A 16,580-nucleotide genomic window follows, 5' to 3' on the forward strand; every position below is an offset into this window, starting at 1 on the left:
ATTACTCCCGGTTTAGGTTAGCCCAGTGGCTGTGCATTACGCGCTCAAGCTCCAGGCCAACTCGTTGTATTGCCTCTTGCGCCGTCGACAGGGTCTTCTTGCCCCCCTCAAACTCGGCAGCCGTTAAATCAAATACCGTACTATAGGTATCAGCACAGGTTTCAAAAGCACGGCTGCGCGGCACCGTTGCCATCATAACCTGCTCTCGCAGCAGGTAGTTCATCTCGGTAAGCACCGATACCTGCTTCTTGTTATCGTCTTCAAACATGGTTGGCATCAAGCGAATGAACTCAAGGCCATGCCAGTTCTCCGGGAACATTTCATATACCGTTGGCAAATGCTGGAAGAAGTTAACCGTTGACGCCCAGTCCAAACGCTTTGCCGCACAAGGGATAATCAAGGCGTTTGACGCGTACATCGCATTCCACACCAGTGGATCGATATGCGGGCCGGTATCGATCATGATAACGTCGAACTCGTCAGAAATCGGGTCGATAACTCGCTCTTTTAGCAAGCGAACAATATCGAGATCTTGGTTCACCGCCAGATCTTGCCAGGCATCGGCGTTGAACATCGCATCTTCAGGGAAGGCGGCGATGGTCTTCAGGTTAGGGTATTGGGTTGGCATTACCACGTTGCCCATCAAGAAATCCTTATCGATTTCCTGATCTTCAGGCACGTTTGCCAGCATCACGTCGACCGCCGAATAAATGGTTTCCTGCTCACCAACACTGATTTGCGGGTTAAGGAAAAGGCGTAGCGAGCCCTGTGGATCGAGGTCGATAAGACAAATACGGTAGCGCTTATCCAAATCCAATGCCAAGCAAGCCGCTAAATGAACAGCGGTCATCGACTTACCCGTACCGCCCTTTTGGTTCTGGACATTGACGATCCAAGGCTTGCGGCCCGCCCCCTCACGCTCGTGGAAAGCCGGCTTTTTCGCCGCGTCCATCAACTGGTGCGCTTCTTCCAGCGTGATTGAGTAGTGGTTTGCATTATTCTTGGTGAACTGGTGGCCAGTGGCCTCCATACGCGAAATAGCATCATCCAGTTTACGGCGTGTCAGCCCCGAACGCGTTTCCATCAGTGCCTTAGACATTGGAGGAAACAACTCCTCACGACGCTCTTCCAGCACGATTTCGATACGGTCAGCCTGGACCTGCTTGGTTTGCTCAGCAATATTGAGCAAGTTTTCTATCGTCTGTTCCCTATTCATTTTATATCTTCGCCATGAATTGTTTTGCCATAATTGTACAGCAAAAAAACACCAAAACAATAAAAAGCTGAACATATCGATTAATATTGAATCCACCACTAACCGCGTTAAATCAAGGTGTGATATTGCTCAAAAGATGAAACCGATCGAGCTCAAACAATGCAGATTTATCCTCGCATTTATGACCACAATCATAATAAAATCCTGCGTTCCACTTAATTTATGGCTAATTAATAACAGGATATTGTTATGAACCATTCAGAAAGCAGACGATTATTCCTTAAAGCCGTAGGGGCAGGTGTAGGGACAGCTGCAGTAGGCCTTCTATTTGCAGCCAACGCGCTAGATAGCAAGAACGCCAACTTCTTCTATCAGGAAAGCAATGCCTCTAAAGGCCATGAACTACTTAGCCAATTAACCGAGAAGTTCGAGCACCGTCTGTGCGGTTCGAAAAATGCCTTCGAAGCTGAGCAATTTTGCCATGATAAATTTACCGCCATGGGCTTTACTGATGTAAGGTTTGAGCCATTTGTGAAAGACGTCTGGAACCGGGGCCACTTGAGCAAGATGGACATCATTGCTAACAATGGCCAAAGCTATTCGGTCAACATGGTCGCTTTTGGTGGTTCACCATCCCCTGTCGACGTAAAAGCAGAAGTGGTCGACCTTGCCGATGCAATGGAAGAAGACTATCAAAGCATTGATGTTAAAGGAAAAATCGTCATCGGTAATATCGGCATGGACGACGGCTCCAAGGCACCGCACCGTTCGGTCAAAGTCGCGCTAGCGCTGAAAAAAGGCGCTGCCGGTATCATCCTTCACAACAATGTCAAACACAATACCCTGTTAACTGGCGGTGCTGGCCGCTACCTTCCAATACCTGCGGCCAGTGTAGGCTTCGAAGATGGCATGGACATCCGCAATAAGCTGAAAACCCAGAAGCTATACGCCCACATCCGTATGGATGGCAACCATTACGTTAACGCCACCCACCGCAACGTTGTTGCCGTATTGCCAGGCAGTGAGAAGCCGGAATAAATCATTGTGATCGGTGCCCACCTCGATACTTGGGATTTATCGCCGGGGGCAATCGATAATGGCGTCGGTGTTGCAACCGTCATGGATATTGCCCAGCATCTGGTATCATTACCCAAAAAACCCAAGCGTACTATCCACTTTATTCTATTTGCCGCGGAAGAACAGGGCTTGTTCGGCTCATTCCACAATGTGGATTTAATGGTAGAAAACAAGCAAATAGACAATATTAAGTATATGATTAACATAGATATGATGGCCAATGCCAAAGGATTTAACTCGGTTGGGCACAAGGGCACGGAGCAATTCATCGAGATGGTTGGCAAGCACATTGCCAGCTTGGACAGCACCTACCCAAATATCAACGAGCACAAGAAGTTCAACCCGGGCGTCGACCACAAACCCTATATGCTACAGGGGATCCCGGTCATCCTGCCGGTACAGGGAATGGACCCAAAAATGGTAAGGCCAACTTACCATACTGACCGTGACACCATGGATAAGGTAAAGCCGGAGTACTTGGAAAATAACTTCCGCCGTATTGGTGAGCTGATCACAATACTGGCCAATCTTGATTCAGTGCCTGCCGTAAAGATGGATGATGAACAAACCAAACAGTGGATGCTCAAGCACAACTTTAAAGAAGCATTAATGAGAACCAATAATTGGCGCTGGGAAGCAACCAGCTAATCTATTTAGCGAACGCCAATCAAAGCCGGATTTAACATCCGGCTTTTTTACATCTCATGAAAATATAAACATCATTGCACATAATAACAGCTTAAAGTCGTGGTAGATAACCAAGATTAACATTCAAATTTAAACTGTTACAGCGTCACTATTTTACAATGTAAATCAGGATTGGGGGCTAATTTACCGGAAGCGTGAAAAACTGAGCTAGTTTACGGACAATGTCATTTCAAATTAGATCATTCATAAAATAGCAAACAAAGCGAAAACAGCCTGAAAACTATTCAAACGTAAAATTTCAGCATGATCAACACAAACGAAGATCTTAGTCATGACAACGATCAGCCTGAAACTAGGCTTAATTGGAAAAAACAACGGAAAAGTGACGTATTGATCAAACAAACACTTGATCATCGTTCTGGATGGAAGCCCAAAATACGAAACGATGATCAAGGTTATTTGCAATGTAAATATGAAATGCAGATGGCTGGCCTAGATCACCCATTCAACGAAAAGATGATCAAGGCAATGATCATCTTTTCATTGCGATTTCAGCCTCCACCGGAAGCATGAACGCATACCGCAAAATTACGGTCGATGTAGGCTTGATAAGGCTTTAGCGACAATTAAACTGCATAAAACAGGCATAAATTCCCACCGAGGGCCGCTGAATCAAGGAAATTCAAATACACCAACCTCAACTTGATCATTGTTCCTTGCCGGACACATGAAATAGTTTGATTAATATACGGTAGGTGTCATTCTGAGTTCGGCGATAAAAGCACCAGATTCACCCATTACAACAGCATCATTGTAAAAAATAGGCTCAAAAAGACACATCATGATCATCGTTCTGGCTGAAATGGCAGGGATTCGGCCAAAAATCAGTAAGCAATAGCGATATAATCACGGTGCCAATGCCCTGCCTGTGGATAACTCTGTGATTAAATGGTGAATTGGCTATGATCATGCTTTCTTTGTGGTGATGATCATACTTTCGATAAATTGATGATCATGTTTCCAATCATCTATTGATCATTGTTTCGGAGTCCTTATGATCATTGTTCCTTACCCCCTTTGATCATTGTTCCAGATAGGCCATTCCAAATCTTGATATAAATGAGTAAGTTACGAACATTTCCACGCCCAGATCATAAGATCACTAAATCATATAGATCATAAAAATCAAAAAGATCAGTTAATAAAATCAATAACAAAAAGAGCTTTCTTTCTTGATCTTTTTCTATTAATCTTTCTTCGGAAAAATGATGCATCTACGGCAAATGACAAGTGAACTCAACGATCATGCCCAATAATAAACAAACAGAAAAAATATTGATCTCAGCACCACGATCACACAAGGATGGGCACTTATTTTCGATCCCCGACAGCTTGGTTGACTGGTTACCTCAATACCAGCACTTCAAAGGGGTGACAAAAAGTATCATTGAGTTGTTGAACTTAATCTCACTGCGCGGCCTTTCAAGCCAAGACGGTATGGTATCAACCACAGAGCTTGTCGAAGCCACAGAAGGGCAATTAACCCGCGCTGCTATCCAACAGCGCTTACGTGCTGCCGTCGGTATTGGTCTCTTCCAGCAACAACCTGTTCGCTTTGAAGAAGGTCTTGCCGGTAAAACCATGCTGCACCACTTCATCAACCCTGCCATGCTCATTTCCCAGCTAGGCACGGGCAGTCTCAACTCAGAGCAAAGCAAGGCAAAAGAAAAGCAAAAGCGCTCCAAGGCATTGGCACAAAACCATGTAAATCGCCAATTGCTTAATGAGTATGGCTTGGGAACACCGCCGACTATGCCTGATGAGGCCGATCAAATTGTTGTCTCGCCAACCAGCTGGGCTGGCATTATCGATCAGGCTTTGGCACCGCCAAGAACTAAGAAAAGCTATCAGAAATCCATGGTGGCGATCAGTGGCACCAAGGCAATTATTGAGACCCGGTCATCCAAGTCGATCATGACGGTCGATGATCTGATGACCTTGTTTGCCCTGTTCACGCTAACCGTGCAATACCACGATCACCATATTGCGGATTACGAGATCCAAACCCGCAGCATGACGAACAAAACCCCGGTGTATATCACCGATATCTTGGCGTTGCGCGGTAAGAAAGACAGCGGCCCTGCGCGGGACTCTATCCGCGAAAGTATTGATCGTATTGAATTTACTGACTTTCAGTTGCATGAACTGACAGGTCGGTGGATGAGCGAGAATATGCCGGAAGGCTTTAAGAGTGATCGTTTCCGTTTCTTGGCAAGGACGATCACCGCTTCTGAGGAAGCACCGAAGGAAGGGGATGACGGCGAGATCAGGATCAAGCCGAATTTGTATATTTTGGTTTGGGAGCCGTCGTTCTTCGATGAGCTACTGACCCGGGATTACTTCTTCCTGTTCCCGCCGGAGATCTTGCGCCAGCACACCTTGGTATTCCAGCTGTACACCTTCTTCAGGAGCAGGATGTCGCGCCGGGTCAATGACTCTATGTTGCTGAGCGAGTTGAACCAGAAGCTGGCACGCAATATCGAGTGGCGTCGCTTTTCAACCGACTTGATCCGTGAACTGCGCAAGCTTGCCGAGGGGAAACTGACGGATCATGTTTTTGCCGTGAACTTGTGGGGTTACCACCTGACGATCACGCCGCACGAAGAAGACAAGCGCTACTGCGATTACCAGATTGATATCAAGTGTGATGCCGATGAGGTGATCCGCTACTCGCGAGCGAAAACGATCAACGAAGGCAAGCGCTCAATGGCACCGACCATGCCAAACCCGCTGCGCAACGAGATCATGCCCAAGCAAGAGCTTGATCAGCTTTCCGAGATCATCGATGGTGAGTTCGAGCCGATCCAGCGCAAGGAGGGCCGCACCAAAGGTCGCTTGGGTCGCCGGGTGAAGCTGCGTAAGCATTTGGTTGAGATCAACGCGGACGAATTAACGATAACATTGTCAAAATATACCTCACCAGAAGCCCTACAACGCAGTATAACGGCGCTATCGGCAATGTCTGGTCATTCCGTTGCTGCTATCAACGATGAGTGCCAGGGGCTGTTAGAGAAGCTTGATTGGCTTCGCGTGGGTGGCGAGGTTGTGCCATACGAGACGTTGAGCAAAACTATCGAGCTGTACAATAGCCAGCAGGCGGAGCGCCATCTGTCGATTGAGCGTTTGATCTCCGGCCTCGCGGTTCGCCGCAAGGTTTGCAAATTGGTCTACGAAGGCCATATCAATGAGCAGGTGATGAACGCCCTGGACGACGTCGCCCAGGGGATTTAATTCCACCAGCCAAAGCAATTGACTAAGCTGCTCGGACGATGGTCCGAGCAGCTTTTTTTATGCGTTCTGTTTAAATACCTTTCGCATTTTGCTTAATTTTTTGTGGTTTTTTGCAGGGTTAGGTCTGTTATTATCATTGCTTACAGCCTGCTGAACCTAAGGGAATAGTCATGAAACGCCCAGCTTTGTGGCGCAAGATCACTTGTGTCATCGCCATCACGATACTGCCGATCACCACCATGAATGCGCGTGCAGAATCGTTGCCCACACCGGAAGAGCGGCCCACCATCGGTGTGGTATTGAGCGGCGGCGGGGCAAAGGGGGCGGCGCATATAGGTGTGCTTTCGGTACTGGAGGAATTTCGTATTCCCGTTGATGTGATCACCGGGACAAGCATGGGCGCCTATGTTGGCGGCATGTATGCGATGGGGTTGTCGGCGCAGGAAGTGCGTCGTCGTACCATGCTTGCCGACTGGCAAAGCGGATACACCGACAGGGTGGGGCGCAACGACCTGGTCCTCAGGCGTAAGAAGCAAAACGACAACTACCAAATCTACTCCGATCTAGGTATCAGCATCGAGGGGGAGTACCAGTCTAAACCCGGTGCCTTCCAGGGGCAGGGTATGGCAATTTTACTCGGCCAGTTGACCGATAACCTGCCAAACCTCGATAGCTTTGATGACTTGGCAATCCCCTACCGCTCGGTCGCAACAGACATTGTCGATGTTAAGCCGGCCGTATTGGATGCGGGCCACCTTGCCACCGCCATGCAAGCTTCGATGACGGTACCGGGGGCACTGCAGCCGGTACGGATCAATGATCAAGTATTGGTCGATGGAGGCGTGGTCAACAACATGCCGGTGGATGCCGCGCAGGCGCTGGGCGCTGAGGTGATCATTGCAGTTGATCTGCGCGATGCGCTGTTCGGCGAAGAGGATCTTAACAGCGCATTTAATATCTTGGGCCAGCTAACGACCTTCATGACCAACAGCAGTGCCGACCAGCAACGCGCCCTGATGGGGGAGGGGGACGTCTACCTGCAGCCTGATGTCTCTTTCATGCTGGCGCCGGACTTCGATAAGATGGAGCAAGCTTATGTCGCCGGGCGCAAAGTTGCGCTGGATGCATTGCCCCAGCTACTGCCCTACCAGGTGTCGGAGCAAGATTACCGTCAATACCTGCGTACCAAGCTTGATCGCCGCAGCCAGCTGATTGCCAGCTCGGCTTACTACATCGACCGGATCGAAATCGACAACAACACCCGCCGGCCAGACGAGGCTCTGCTGGCATTGTTGGATTTGGATATCGAAAGGGTGGTCAGCAACGATGAATTGGATGAAGCGGTAAAACGACTCAATAGCCAAGATATTTTCGAGCGGATCACCTATCAAATCGACCACCAGGGCGGCGAGAACGTGCTCAAGTTCGATGTGCGCGAGAAGAGCTGGGGGCCGGGCTACCTCAACCTCAAGTTTACCTTCGAAGATGACTTTGCCAACCGTTCGGACTTCTCGTTCGGCGCCCAGTATATCTATACCGATCTAACCGAAAAGGGCGGTGAGTGGCAGTTCGAGTGGTTGCTGGGGAGCTGGAAACAGGTGAATACCAGTTTTTATATCCCATTGGACTACAAGAAAGAATATTTTGCCTCGACAGGGATTGGCTGGAGCCGCGAAGTGCGCGAGTTCCAGCTTTCGCAGGAACAGGCTGAATTAGTCGACCGCCCGGTGGGCACCACGGTCGAAACCGAGTATGAGCAGTACCATGCCTTTGCCGAGCTGGGCTGGAACGTGAGGCCATGGAGTGCCCTTTCTCTGGGCTACCAGGTCGACACGGGTACGGTGAGCGAGCTCAATGACAGCAGCGGCCAGGATTATACTGCCCACGGGCCCTATATCGCCTATGCGTTCGATAACCTCGATAACTTCTATTTCCCGCGCCAAGGTTTCTTGCTGGATGCGGAAGTCGGGTTTGGCATGAGTGACAGTGAGCTTAACGGGGCGGAAAAAACCTCAAGCGAAAACCTGTTCTACAACGTGAACCTGATGAAGCCGTTTAGCCGCGGGGACCACACCATTACCGCTGTTGCCAAGGCATCCGGCTATGACTCCGATGATTTGCTGCCAATTTATGTGCAGGATCTCGGTGGCCTGTTCAATATGTCGGGTTACCACCGTTATGAGCTCAATGGCCGCTACCGGGTGTTTGGTGCCTTGGTTTATAGCTATCGCCTGCTGGAAAATGACTTCGGCGCGATCTCGGTGCCTGTCTATATTGGCGGCTCGTTGGAGCGCGGTAACGTATGGGATCAAAAATCCGATGTGAGCTGGGGCAGCAGTATGGGGGCGGCCAGTGTGTTTGTCGGGCTCGATACGCCGATAGGGCCTGCCTACTTTGCCTATGGCCAGGCGGAAGGTGGTCAGAGCTCATTTTACTTGACGCTAGGAAGTTCATTTAACTAATTGAAAATGGAACGGTTAGCACAATCAAGGCCGATGTCATACCTTTCTGACATAGCTCTGACAAAGCGATATTTTGTTTCTGCAAAATAGTACGTGGATATAACCTTTGTCCCTTTCGATGAGAGAGGCCGCTACTCCGCCAAGGATGACGGGTAATGGCCTTGTCACCCTCTCGAAATGCAATATATGAGTTTTCGCGAGCCATCGACCGGCTCGCATTTTTTTTTGCCTAAAATTCCTTACACCCTTTGTTCCCTCCCCCACCGTCAGACCCCCAACGATGGTATTGATATCTTGCCTGTCGAATAGCGCCTGATTTTGCTGGCTTTTCTATACTGAATTTATGGCGTTCATATTGCTCGCCTTAAAACAGTCAGGGAAGGTGTGTGCGTATCAGAGGGATAGTGATTTCAATAGTGATCCTTGCCAGTCTCGCGGTTGCGGTTTGGTTCAAGGAGCAGTCTCGCCACCAGCCATCGTCGGGACGCCCTCAGGGCACGGTGACTGTTGTGGTTGCCCCGGTAGAGCAGAAGCAAGTTCGCCAGCAAATCGAGGCGCTCGGCACGGTGCGATCGCGCGAGTCCATCATTCTCACAACCAAGGTCACCGAAAAAGTTGAACAGGTGCATTTTGCCGATGGCCAGCAGGTGCGGGCGGGTCAGCTATTGTTGACGCTTGAATCCGGTGAGCAGCAGGCCAAGGTTAGGGCGGCAGAGGCGAACCTGCGTGAGCAGCAGCGCGAATACAAGCGGATCGAAGGACTGGTTCGGCGCAATACCATTGCCAGCTCCGAGCTGGATAAGCTGTTTACCGATATTGAAGTGGCGAAGGCGATATTGGCGCAGAACCAAGCCGAACGCGATGCCCGTTTTATTCGTGCCCCCTTCTCGGGCCTATTAGGGTTTCGCCAGATCAGCACCGGTGCCTTGGTCACGCCGGGAACGGTGATCACCACCCTCGACGATATTGCCAAGGTAAAGCTGGATTTCTCGGTACCCGAGGTCTTTATCGGCCAGTTGAAGAAAGGCTCGTTGATTGAAGGCCAGGTTGCTGCCTTTGCTGGGCGTTCGTTTAACGGTGAGGTGACAGGCATTGATAGCCGGATCGACCCGCAAACCCGCTCGGTGGTGGTGCGGGCCGAAATTGATAACCCGGAGCAATTGCTCCGGCCGGGAATGCTCATTACCCTCCAATTAATTGTGGTGCAACGCCAAGGAATGGTGGTGCCCGAAGAAGCCTTGGTGCCTCGCCAGAAGATGAACTACCTGTTTGTGGTCAATGGTGACGGTGTGGTCGAACAGCGGGCTGTCACTCTCGGGATCCGGCGTCGGGGGGAAGTGGAAATCGTGACCGGCGTGCAGGCCGGTGAGCAGGTGATTATTCGGGGAACGCAGCGTGCCCGTCCCGGCCTGACAGTAGAAACCCGTACCGACGAGCGGTTTACCCACCTTGAGACCAAGGAGCCAAGCTAATGTGGCTATCTGATGTGTCCATCAAGCGGCCGGTGCTGGGCTCGGTGATCAGCCTGCTGCTCATTGTGTTTGGTTTGGTGGCACTGGAGCGACTGGCGTTGCGCGAGTATCCGGATATCGACCCGCCGGTGGTGACCGTGTCCACCAGCTACCGGGGGGCGTCGGCAGCCATTGTCGAATCGCGCATTACCCAATTGATCGAAGACAGGGTGGCTGGGCTGGAAGGGGTACGCAATATCAGTTCGAGAAGCCGGGACGGCCGCTCGAGTGTCACGCTGCAATTTTCGCTGAGCCGCGATATCGACGCGGCAGCCAATGATGTCAGGGACCGAATATCGGGGATCCTCAATAACCTGCCGGACGAAGCCGATCCGCCGGAAGTGCAGAAGGCGTCGGGCAGCTCCGAGGTGATCATGTGGCTCAATGTGGTATCCGATAGGATGGATACCTTGGCGTTGACCGATTACGCCCGCCGTTACTTGGTTGACCGGTTTTCGGTGATCGACGGCGTTGCCAATATCCGCCTGGGTGGCGGTAAGGCTTACGCGCTCAGGATATGGCTTGATAGGCAAAAGTTGGCGGCAAGGGGACTTACCGTTTCCGATGTGGAAGATGCCTTGCGAGACGACAATGTGGAATTGCCTGCCGGTTCGGTAGAGTCGCAACACCGCCAGTTCACGGTTCGGACCCTGCGAAGCTTTATACAGCCGGAAGATTTCGGCCAGCTGGTGGTCGGTACCGGCGAGTCGGGCTATTTGGTGAGGTTGCGCGATGTGGCGCGGGTCGAACTGGCTGCCGAGGAAGAGCGGATCACCTTTCGGGGCAACACCCAAGACATGATTGGCTTGGGGATCACCCGCCAGTCGACGGCCAATACCTTGGCGGTGGCCAATGCGGTGAATGCCTTGGTGGATCAACTCAACCCGACCTTGCCCGACGGAATGATGATCAAGCGATCGTATGATTCATCGGTGTTCATCCAAGCCTCGATCAACGAGGTCTACAAGACCTTGGCGATTGCCTTGTTGCTGGTGGTACTGGTGATTTACCTGTTCCTCGGCAGCGTGAGGGCGATGCTGATCCCGGCGTTGACCCTGCCAGTTTCGTTGATTGGTGCCTTCATCGTGCTTTACGCCTTGGGTTTTACCATTAACTTGCTGACCCTGCTGGCATTGATCCTGGCTATCGGCATTGTGGTGGATGATGCCATTGTGATGCTGGAAAACATCCACCGCCGGATCATGCTCGGCGAACCGCCGCTCAAGGCTGCCTTTTTGGGCGCCAAGCAAGTGAGCTTCGCCATCGTTGCCACTACTGTGGTGCTGGTGGCGGTGTTCTTGCCTATCGGTTTTCTGGAAGGGGATCTGGGTAAGCTATTTCGCGAGTTCTCGATTGCAATAAGCGCCGCGGTGGTGATTTCCTCCTTGGTGGCGCTGACGCTAAGCCCCATGCTGGCATCGAAACTGATGCACTCGAGCCACAAGGTGCCTTGGCTGGCGCAGAAGATAGGGGCTGGGCTTGCAGCGGTCACCAAGCAATACCAACAATGGTTGGCAATGCGCTTGAATAAGCCGTTGTGGGTGGCATCGGTACTGGCGCTTGCCTTGCTTGGCAGCAGCTGGCTGATCACGACCCTGCCTTCGGAGTTTGCGCCACGAGAAGATCGCGGGGCAATGTTTATCATCATCAATGGCCCGCAAGGGGCGAGCTATGAGTTCATGCAGCCGTATATGGATGAGGTCGAGCACCGCCTGATGCCCTTGGTGGAGTCCGGGGAAATCAAGCGGCTGTTGATCCGCGCCCCGAGGGGGTGGGGACGGGTGTCTAATTTTTCCAACGGGTTTGCCATTGTGGTGCTGGAAGACTGGTCGCAACGGCGCAGTGCCAATGCCATCATTGGCGATATCCACCGCCGGTTGGGCGACTTGTCGGGGATCACCGCCTTCCCCGTGATGCGCCAGCCATTTGGCCGCGGGGTCGGCAAGCCGGTGCAGTTCGTGTTGGGGGGCGGCAGCTATGAAGAGCTGGCCGAGTGGCGCGATATCATTTTGGCCGAGGCCGCAAACAACAAGGGGCTGACGGGGCTTGATCATGATTACAAGGAAACCGTCCCCCAGCTCCGGGTTGATATCGATAGGGACAGGGCGGGGGATCTTGGGGTCTCGCTCAAGGAAATAGGCCAAACGTTGGAGTCGATGCTTGGCTCGCGCCAAGTAACAACCTATCCGTGGCAGGGTGAAGAGTACGATGTGGTGATCGAAGGCCAACGCGAGCGGCTGAATTCGGCGGCAGACTTGGCTAGTTTGTATGTGCGCTCAAGCCAAGGCGACAGCTTAATACCGCTTTCCAGCCTGATTAGCATCGAAGACTATGCCGGGCCGCCGCAGCTCAACCGCTATAACCGGGTTCGCGCTATCACCCTCGAGGCCAATTTGACCGAGGGCTATACCCTGGGCGAGGCACTGGCCTACCTCAATGGATTGGTGCGCGACAACCTGCCGGCCGATGCGGTGATCAGCTACAAGGGGGCATCGCAGGACTACCAAGATTCGAGTTCCTCCTCCCTGTTCGTGTTTGCATTGGCCTTGCTGGTGGTGTTCTTGGTGCTCGCAGCCCAGTTTGAAAGCTATATCCACCCAATGGTGATCATGCTGACGGTGCCGCTGGCCACGGTTGGCGCCCTGTTCGGACTCTACTTCACCGATCAGAGCCTCAATATCTACTCGCAAATCGGCGGGATCATTTTGATTGGCCTGGCGGCGAAAAACGGCATCTTGATTGTCGAGTTTGCCAACCAGCTGCGTGATCAAGGGGTGGCGTTTGCCGAAGCCATCCTTACCGCCTCTGCCCAGCGCCTGCGTCCTATCTTGATGACGGCCATCACCACGGCTGCGGGGGCGGTACCGCTGATATTGGCCAGTGGTGCCGGTGCCGAAAGCCGGATGGTAATAGGCATTGTGGTACTTTGCGGGATCACGGTGGCAACCTTGTTTACCTTGGTGGTGGTACCGGTAATGTACTTTCAGCTAACCCGCCATACCAAGAGCCCCGAGCACGTTGCCCACCAATTGCAAGAGCAATTGGCCGAGCCGGACAACAAAAGCTAATACCAATACCTCAAACCAAATATTAATCCCAGCATTCAAGTAACACCGAAATAGTGTGCCGGGCAGAGTTAGACTGCGCCAAATCAACGACAGTGTCGGCTTTTTCCGCTACGCTCAGGGTAATTCAAACAATGGGTTAGATTTGAGATGAAAATTTCTATTGATGGCGGATCATTCAAAGTTGCCGTTGAAACTGAGTATGAAGGCTTGATTGCTGAGTCAACCGCGATTTTCCACGAGACCTTGAAGCAGGCGAAGTCGAATGACAAGGCCATTCTTCGCTTTTTGCAGATCATTCTTGAGCACCGCGACGAAGACGATGCCATTGGCTACGCGGCGATGGGGCTGCTGGGCTGGTACAACGAAGTGATCGACACTGTTGAAGACAAAGACATCGAGCTGAACCTGCCTAAAATCTTGCCTCACCTGATCAATCCGGCCGGTGACCTAACGGCCACCAGCGCCAACGAGGCGAGTACCTTCAAGCACTAACACTTGAGCAAGGCCAGCCTTTTGCCTTTCGCTACCAGCGCTAGTCGCGGAACAATGATCAAGGCATTCTGAGGCTGGAAATATAATAAGCACCCCATTGTGGGGTGCTTTAAATTACATTAGATATGAATGGGCGAGGGGACAGTTTTCATGACAGGATAAACTAGCAGTGTCTATTTGAACGTGTATTCTGGGTAATACTTGTTTAGCTCGCTTCTTAACATCCCGTTGTGGCCTACTGTCACATGACAGGAGACACAATTCAATGGTTCGTCACCTTGCTGGGTTTGGTTGTATTTTGCGTGCAACTCCAGTGATCTTGGGTTATCTGCCTCAGTTTTATTCAGCAAGTTTTGATGGCAGGACAAGCAGCCCGAATCATAGACAAAACGTTCTCTTTCATTTCTAAGACTTATCCAGTCTATTTTATCGGTATCAGTAAACACCTCTTTGAATACATCGTTAATACCGTGCGAGGTCTTTTTCACCATGTAGTTAACGATATTATCTTTAGGCAAGTGGCAATCAGCGCATTCCGCGACAAAGCCATGCTCATTTTTACCACCATGGACATCCAGTTTAAATGTATCGGCCATCGGCTTCATCGAATGACAGCTACCGCAAAATGCAGCATCGTTAGTGTTCTTGATGATCTCCGCCGATAGTAAAGATACCCCCAGCCCTAACATCCCGCCGACAATAATCAGTAAAATTGCAAATTTTAGCTTATTCATGACTTCCCTCTACGGTACCTGACCCATCCATGAATCTGTCTTATGACAGAATGAGCATAGATTTTGTGAAGGCTTATGTTCTGCATGACATTCGTAGCAGTCTAAATCTAATCTATCGTGCAGCGAGTTATGCGGGTTGGTGAGGTTTACATCCATAAACTGGGTACGGTCTGCAACCGCTTCCCGAGACTTGTGGCACTGAAGGCAGTCTTCCGTTTCTAATCGTTTGTATTCCCCTTCTTTGGCATTGTCATGGCAATTAGCACATTCTAGCTGTAGCGCTTTGTGGTGTGGTTTCAACTTAAAGGCACTCTTTGGAAATTTCTCTTGAGTTGAAAATGCCGTGACAAGCTCTTCGCTCGAGACTTGCTTATTTGCCTCGGCAAAACTATTTAAAGTGGCAAAAGCTAAGATGAGTGAGAGCAACGTGGTTAGTAAGCAGTAAAATGTATTTTGCATAATGCTAAGCCCACGGTTTTTCTTTAGCCACATTCTGACCAGCAACCATACCGAATATGCCGCAATCAAGTGATGAGCATGCCGTCAGGCGAATATAGCCAAAAGTGCCTGCAGCAGCTTCGCCACAGACGAATGCTCCTGTGATTGGTTCGGAGGTTACGATGTCAAGAGGTTGGGCATTGGCATTGATTAATGCTCCCCCCTGCGAATAGTTGTATCGGGGGTTAAGCTGCATAGCGTAATAAGGTGCTGTACTAATTGATGATGCTGCACCTAGTTTGCTTTTAGGCTTGCCGAATTGATCCTTATCTTGCTCCATATTTGTATTGTATTTATCAAGGGAAGCTTTTAATTTGCTGACATCCATCTTGAAATGCTCGGCAAGCTGCTCAAGAGTATCGAACTTCCACATATCCCCCCCAGTGCCATTTTTTCCGTCAAGGGAGAGTTGTAATCGTTGCTTGTCATGGTAGCTATCGATACCTTTCTGATCGTAAATCAGAACTACATTTTCATTATCAACCTTGGCGCGTTCACCCAGTATAGCCATCCCGATTGCTTGGCGATCATTGCTGTTGTATTCGTCAACAAAACGATCACAAGTACGCGGATTTATCAGTACACCCCACAAGATATCCTCTGTCGGGATCGCAAAAGCGAAACGGAAAAGGGTTAAGTGGACCGGTTTGAACCCTGCTTTGATCATGGGCTTGATTCCACTGGCTGTCGCACCCGGTTGGGTTGTTGCGGCAGCATTGTACATCACAGGAATCTCACCTGCGCGAAAGGCCTTATCTTGGTTGAACCCGCCTGTGCTCATGACTAGGCCGCGTTTGACTTTGTAATACTTGGTTTGACCTGTTTTATTGAAGCTTCGATCGTCGTTTAGGCTCATATCCTCGACATCACGATCAAACCAATAGCCCTCTCGAACCTTAACCCCAATAACGCGTCCATTCTCATTGCGCAAAATATCGGTGATCAGAACCTTTTTACGAATTTCGACGTTAGGTAGTTTTTTTTGGCAGAACGATAACAGTTCTTTGATAACACCTGTACCACCGTGGTATGGCCATACGGTGCGAGGGCGACTATGGCCACCCAGTTTTTTGATACCAGTCCCATTACCGACACTCATGTCATATTTAACACCGTGCTCTGTCAGGAAATTAAATAGGTTGAGGGTATTTTTAGCTAACACTTCTGTCAGCTCGGGGTGGTTGTAGCCTTTGGCCTCTTTTTCTATATCGGCATAGAGTCGCTCCCAGTTGTCGTCTGTCACTCCGATGTTCTTTTGCATCGGTGACCCAACGACCGCCATGTTTAGTCCTGAAATCAGTGACGATCCGCCAAGGCGAGACATCTTATCGGCAACAACTATTTTTAGCTGGGAGTTGGTTTCGGCCGCTGTGATAGCGGCTGTTAGACCTGACATCCCTGTTCCAACCACTAGAACATCCATTTCGTCATCCCACTGGATGTCATCAGCATTGGTTTGGGCAAATGCTTTGGAAGTCAGTCCCATGGCTGATAGGGGGGCTATAGTTGCAGCCCCTAACCCTATTTTTATGAGATTACGACGTGTATTTTTTGTAGGCATTTTTGTTGCTCCACATTCACAG

Annotated in this window: 11 protein-coding genes; 7 read left to right on the plus strand and 4 right to left on the minus strand. The window is 50.5% G+C overall.

Annotated elements, in window-relative coordinates; all coding sequences use genetic code 11:
* Position 1: 1 nt before the first annotated feature.
* The gene (locus C9I98_RS18375; RefSeq protein ID WP_036817544.1) at positions 2 to 1,216 is read right to left on the minus strand and encodes an AAA family ATPase; all 1,215 of its coding nucleotides are present in this window, start codon (positions 1,214 to 1,216) and stop codon (positions 2 to 4) included.
* 249 nt (positions 1,217 to 1,465) lie between these two features.
* Between C9I98_RS18375 and C9I98_RS18380 the strand changes: the two genes are divergently transcribed.
* The 7 genes from C9I98_RS18380 to C9I98_RS18415 all read left to right on the plus strand — a co-directional run bounded on the left by C9I98_RS18380 (position 1,466) and on the right by C9I98_RS18415 (position 13,765).
* Positions 1,466 to 2,254, plus strand: coding sequence for a PA domain-containing protein (locus C9I98_RS18380; protein ID WP_036817546.1), 789 nt, complete (start codon positions 1,466 to 1,468; stop codon positions 2,252 to 2,254).
* Between the two features lie 6 nt (positions 2,255 to 2,260).
* Positions 2,261 to 2,941 carry a M28 family metallopeptidase gene (locus C9I98_RS18385; RefSeq protein ID WP_036817547.1) on the plus strand — a complete coding sequence of 227 codons (681 nt, stop codon included), beginning with the start codon at positions 2,261 to 2,263 and terminating at the stop codon, positions 2,939 to 2,941.
* Between the two features lie 1,305 nt (positions 2,942 to 4,246).
* The gene (locus C9I98_RS18395; protein ID WP_107272331.1) at positions 4,247 to 6,232 is read left to right on the plus strand and encodes a replication initiator protein RctB domain-containing protein; all 1,986 of its coding nucleotides are present in this window, start codon (positions 4,247 to 4,249) and stop codon (positions 6,230 to 6,232) included.
* A 170-nt stretch (positions 6,233 to 6,402) separates the two neighbouring features.
* Entirely contained in the window at positions 6,403 to 8,694 is a 2,292-nt protein-coding gene (locus C9I98_RS18400) for a patatin-like phospholipase family protein (RefSeq protein ID WP_036818462.1), read from the plus strand.
* A 404-nt stretch (positions 8,695 to 9,098) separates the two neighbouring features.
* The gene (locus C9I98_RS18405) at positions 9,099 to 10,166 is read left to right on the plus strand and encodes an efflux RND transporter periplasmic adaptor subunit (protein WP_245907186.1); all 1,068 of its coding nucleotides are present in this window, start codon (positions 9,099 to 9,101) and stop codon (positions 10,164 to 10,166) included.
* On the plus strand, positions 10,166 to 13,273 hold the full coding sequence (locus C9I98_RS18410; RefSeq protein WP_107272315.1) for an efflux RND transporter permease subunit: 3,108 nt from the start codon (positions 10,166 to 10,168) through the stop codon (positions 13,271 to 13,273). The genes C9I98_RS18405 and C9I98_RS18410 overlap by 1 nt, the downstream gene beginning before the upstream one ends.
* 147 nt (positions 13,274 to 13,420) lie before the next feature.
* Positions 13,421 to 13,765, plus strand: coding sequence for a hypothetical protein (locus C9I98_RS18415; protein ID WP_036832394.1), 345 nt, complete (start codon positions 13,421 to 13,423; stop codon positions 13,763 to 13,765).
* 173 nt (positions 13,766 to 13,938) lie between these two features.
* On the opposite strand, the gene C9I98_RS18420 is transcribed toward C9I98_RS18415, so the two are convergent.
* From C9I98_RS18420 to C9I98_RS18430, 3 genes are read right to left on the minus strand one after another with little or no spacing between them, the layout of a single operon-like run.
* Positions 13,939 to 14,499, minus strand: a complete 561-nt coding sequence (locus C9I98_RS18420) for a cytochrome c3 family protein (RefSeq protein ID WP_036832390.1) — start codon at positions 14,497 to 14,499, stop codon at positions 13,939 to 13,941.
* Positions 14,500 to 14,508: 9 nt separating this feature from the next.
* Positions 14,509 to 14,958, minus strand: coding sequence for a cytochrome c3 family protein (locus C9I98_RS18425; RefSeq protein WP_158262698.1), 450 nt, complete (start codon positions 14,956 to 14,958; stop codon positions 14,509 to 14,511).
* A gap of 4 nt (positions 14,959 to 14,962) precedes the next feature.
* Positions 14,963 to 16,558: an FAD-dependent oxidoreductase gene (locus tag C9I98_RS18430; protein ID WP_081879157.1), complete on the minus strand. Its 1,596-nt coding sequence runs from the start codon at positions 16,556 to 16,558 to the stop codon at positions 14,963 to 14,965.
* Positions 16,559 to 16,580 lie beyond the last annotated feature (22 nt).

The sequence above is a fragment of the Photobacterium sanctipauli genome, assembly GCF_003026495.1.
GTDB lineage: Bacteria > Pseudomonadota > Gammaproteobacteria > Enterobacterales > Vibrionaceae > Photobacterium > Photobacterium sanctipauli.

Excerpts from the sequence above, each read along its gene's own strand:
- C9I98_RS18375 (WP_036817544.1), bottom strand. The coding sequence starts at position 1,216 with ATGAATAGGGAACAGACGATAGAAAACTTGCTCAATATTGCTGAGCAA.
- C9I98_RS18380 (WP_036817546.1), top strand. The coding sequence starts at position 1,466 with ATGAACCATTCAGAAAGCAGACGATTATTCCTTAAAGCCGTAGGGGCA.
- C9I98_RS18395 (WP_107272331.1), top strand. The coding sequence starts at position 4,247 with ATGCCCAATAATAAACAAACAGAAAAAATATTGATCTCAGCACCACGA.
- C9I98_RS18400 (WP_036818462.1), top strand. The coding sequence starts at position 6,403 with ATGAAACGCCCAGCTTTGTGGCGCAAGATCACTTGTGTCATCGCCATC.
- C9I98_RS18410 (WP_107272315.1), top strand. The coding sequence starts at position 10,166 with ATGTGGCTATCTGATGTGTCCATCAAGCGGCCGGTGCTGGGCTCGGTG.
- C9I98_RS18415 (WP_036832394.1), top strand. The coding sequence starts at position 13,421 with ATGAAAATTTCTATTGATGGCGGATCATTCAAAGTTGCCGTTGAAACT.
- C9I98_RS18420 (WP_036832390.1), bottom strand. The coding sequence starts at position 14,499 with ATGAATAAGCTAAAATTTGCAATTTTACTGATTATTGTCGGCGGGATG.
- C9I98_RS18425 (WP_158262698.1), bottom strand. The coding sequence starts at position 14,958 with ATGCAAAATACATTTTACTGCTTACTAACCACGTTGCTCTCACTCATC.
- C9I98_RS18430 (WP_081879157.1), bottom strand. The coding sequence starts at position 16,558 with ATGCCTACAAAAAATACACGTCGTAATCTCATAAAAATAGGGTTAGGG.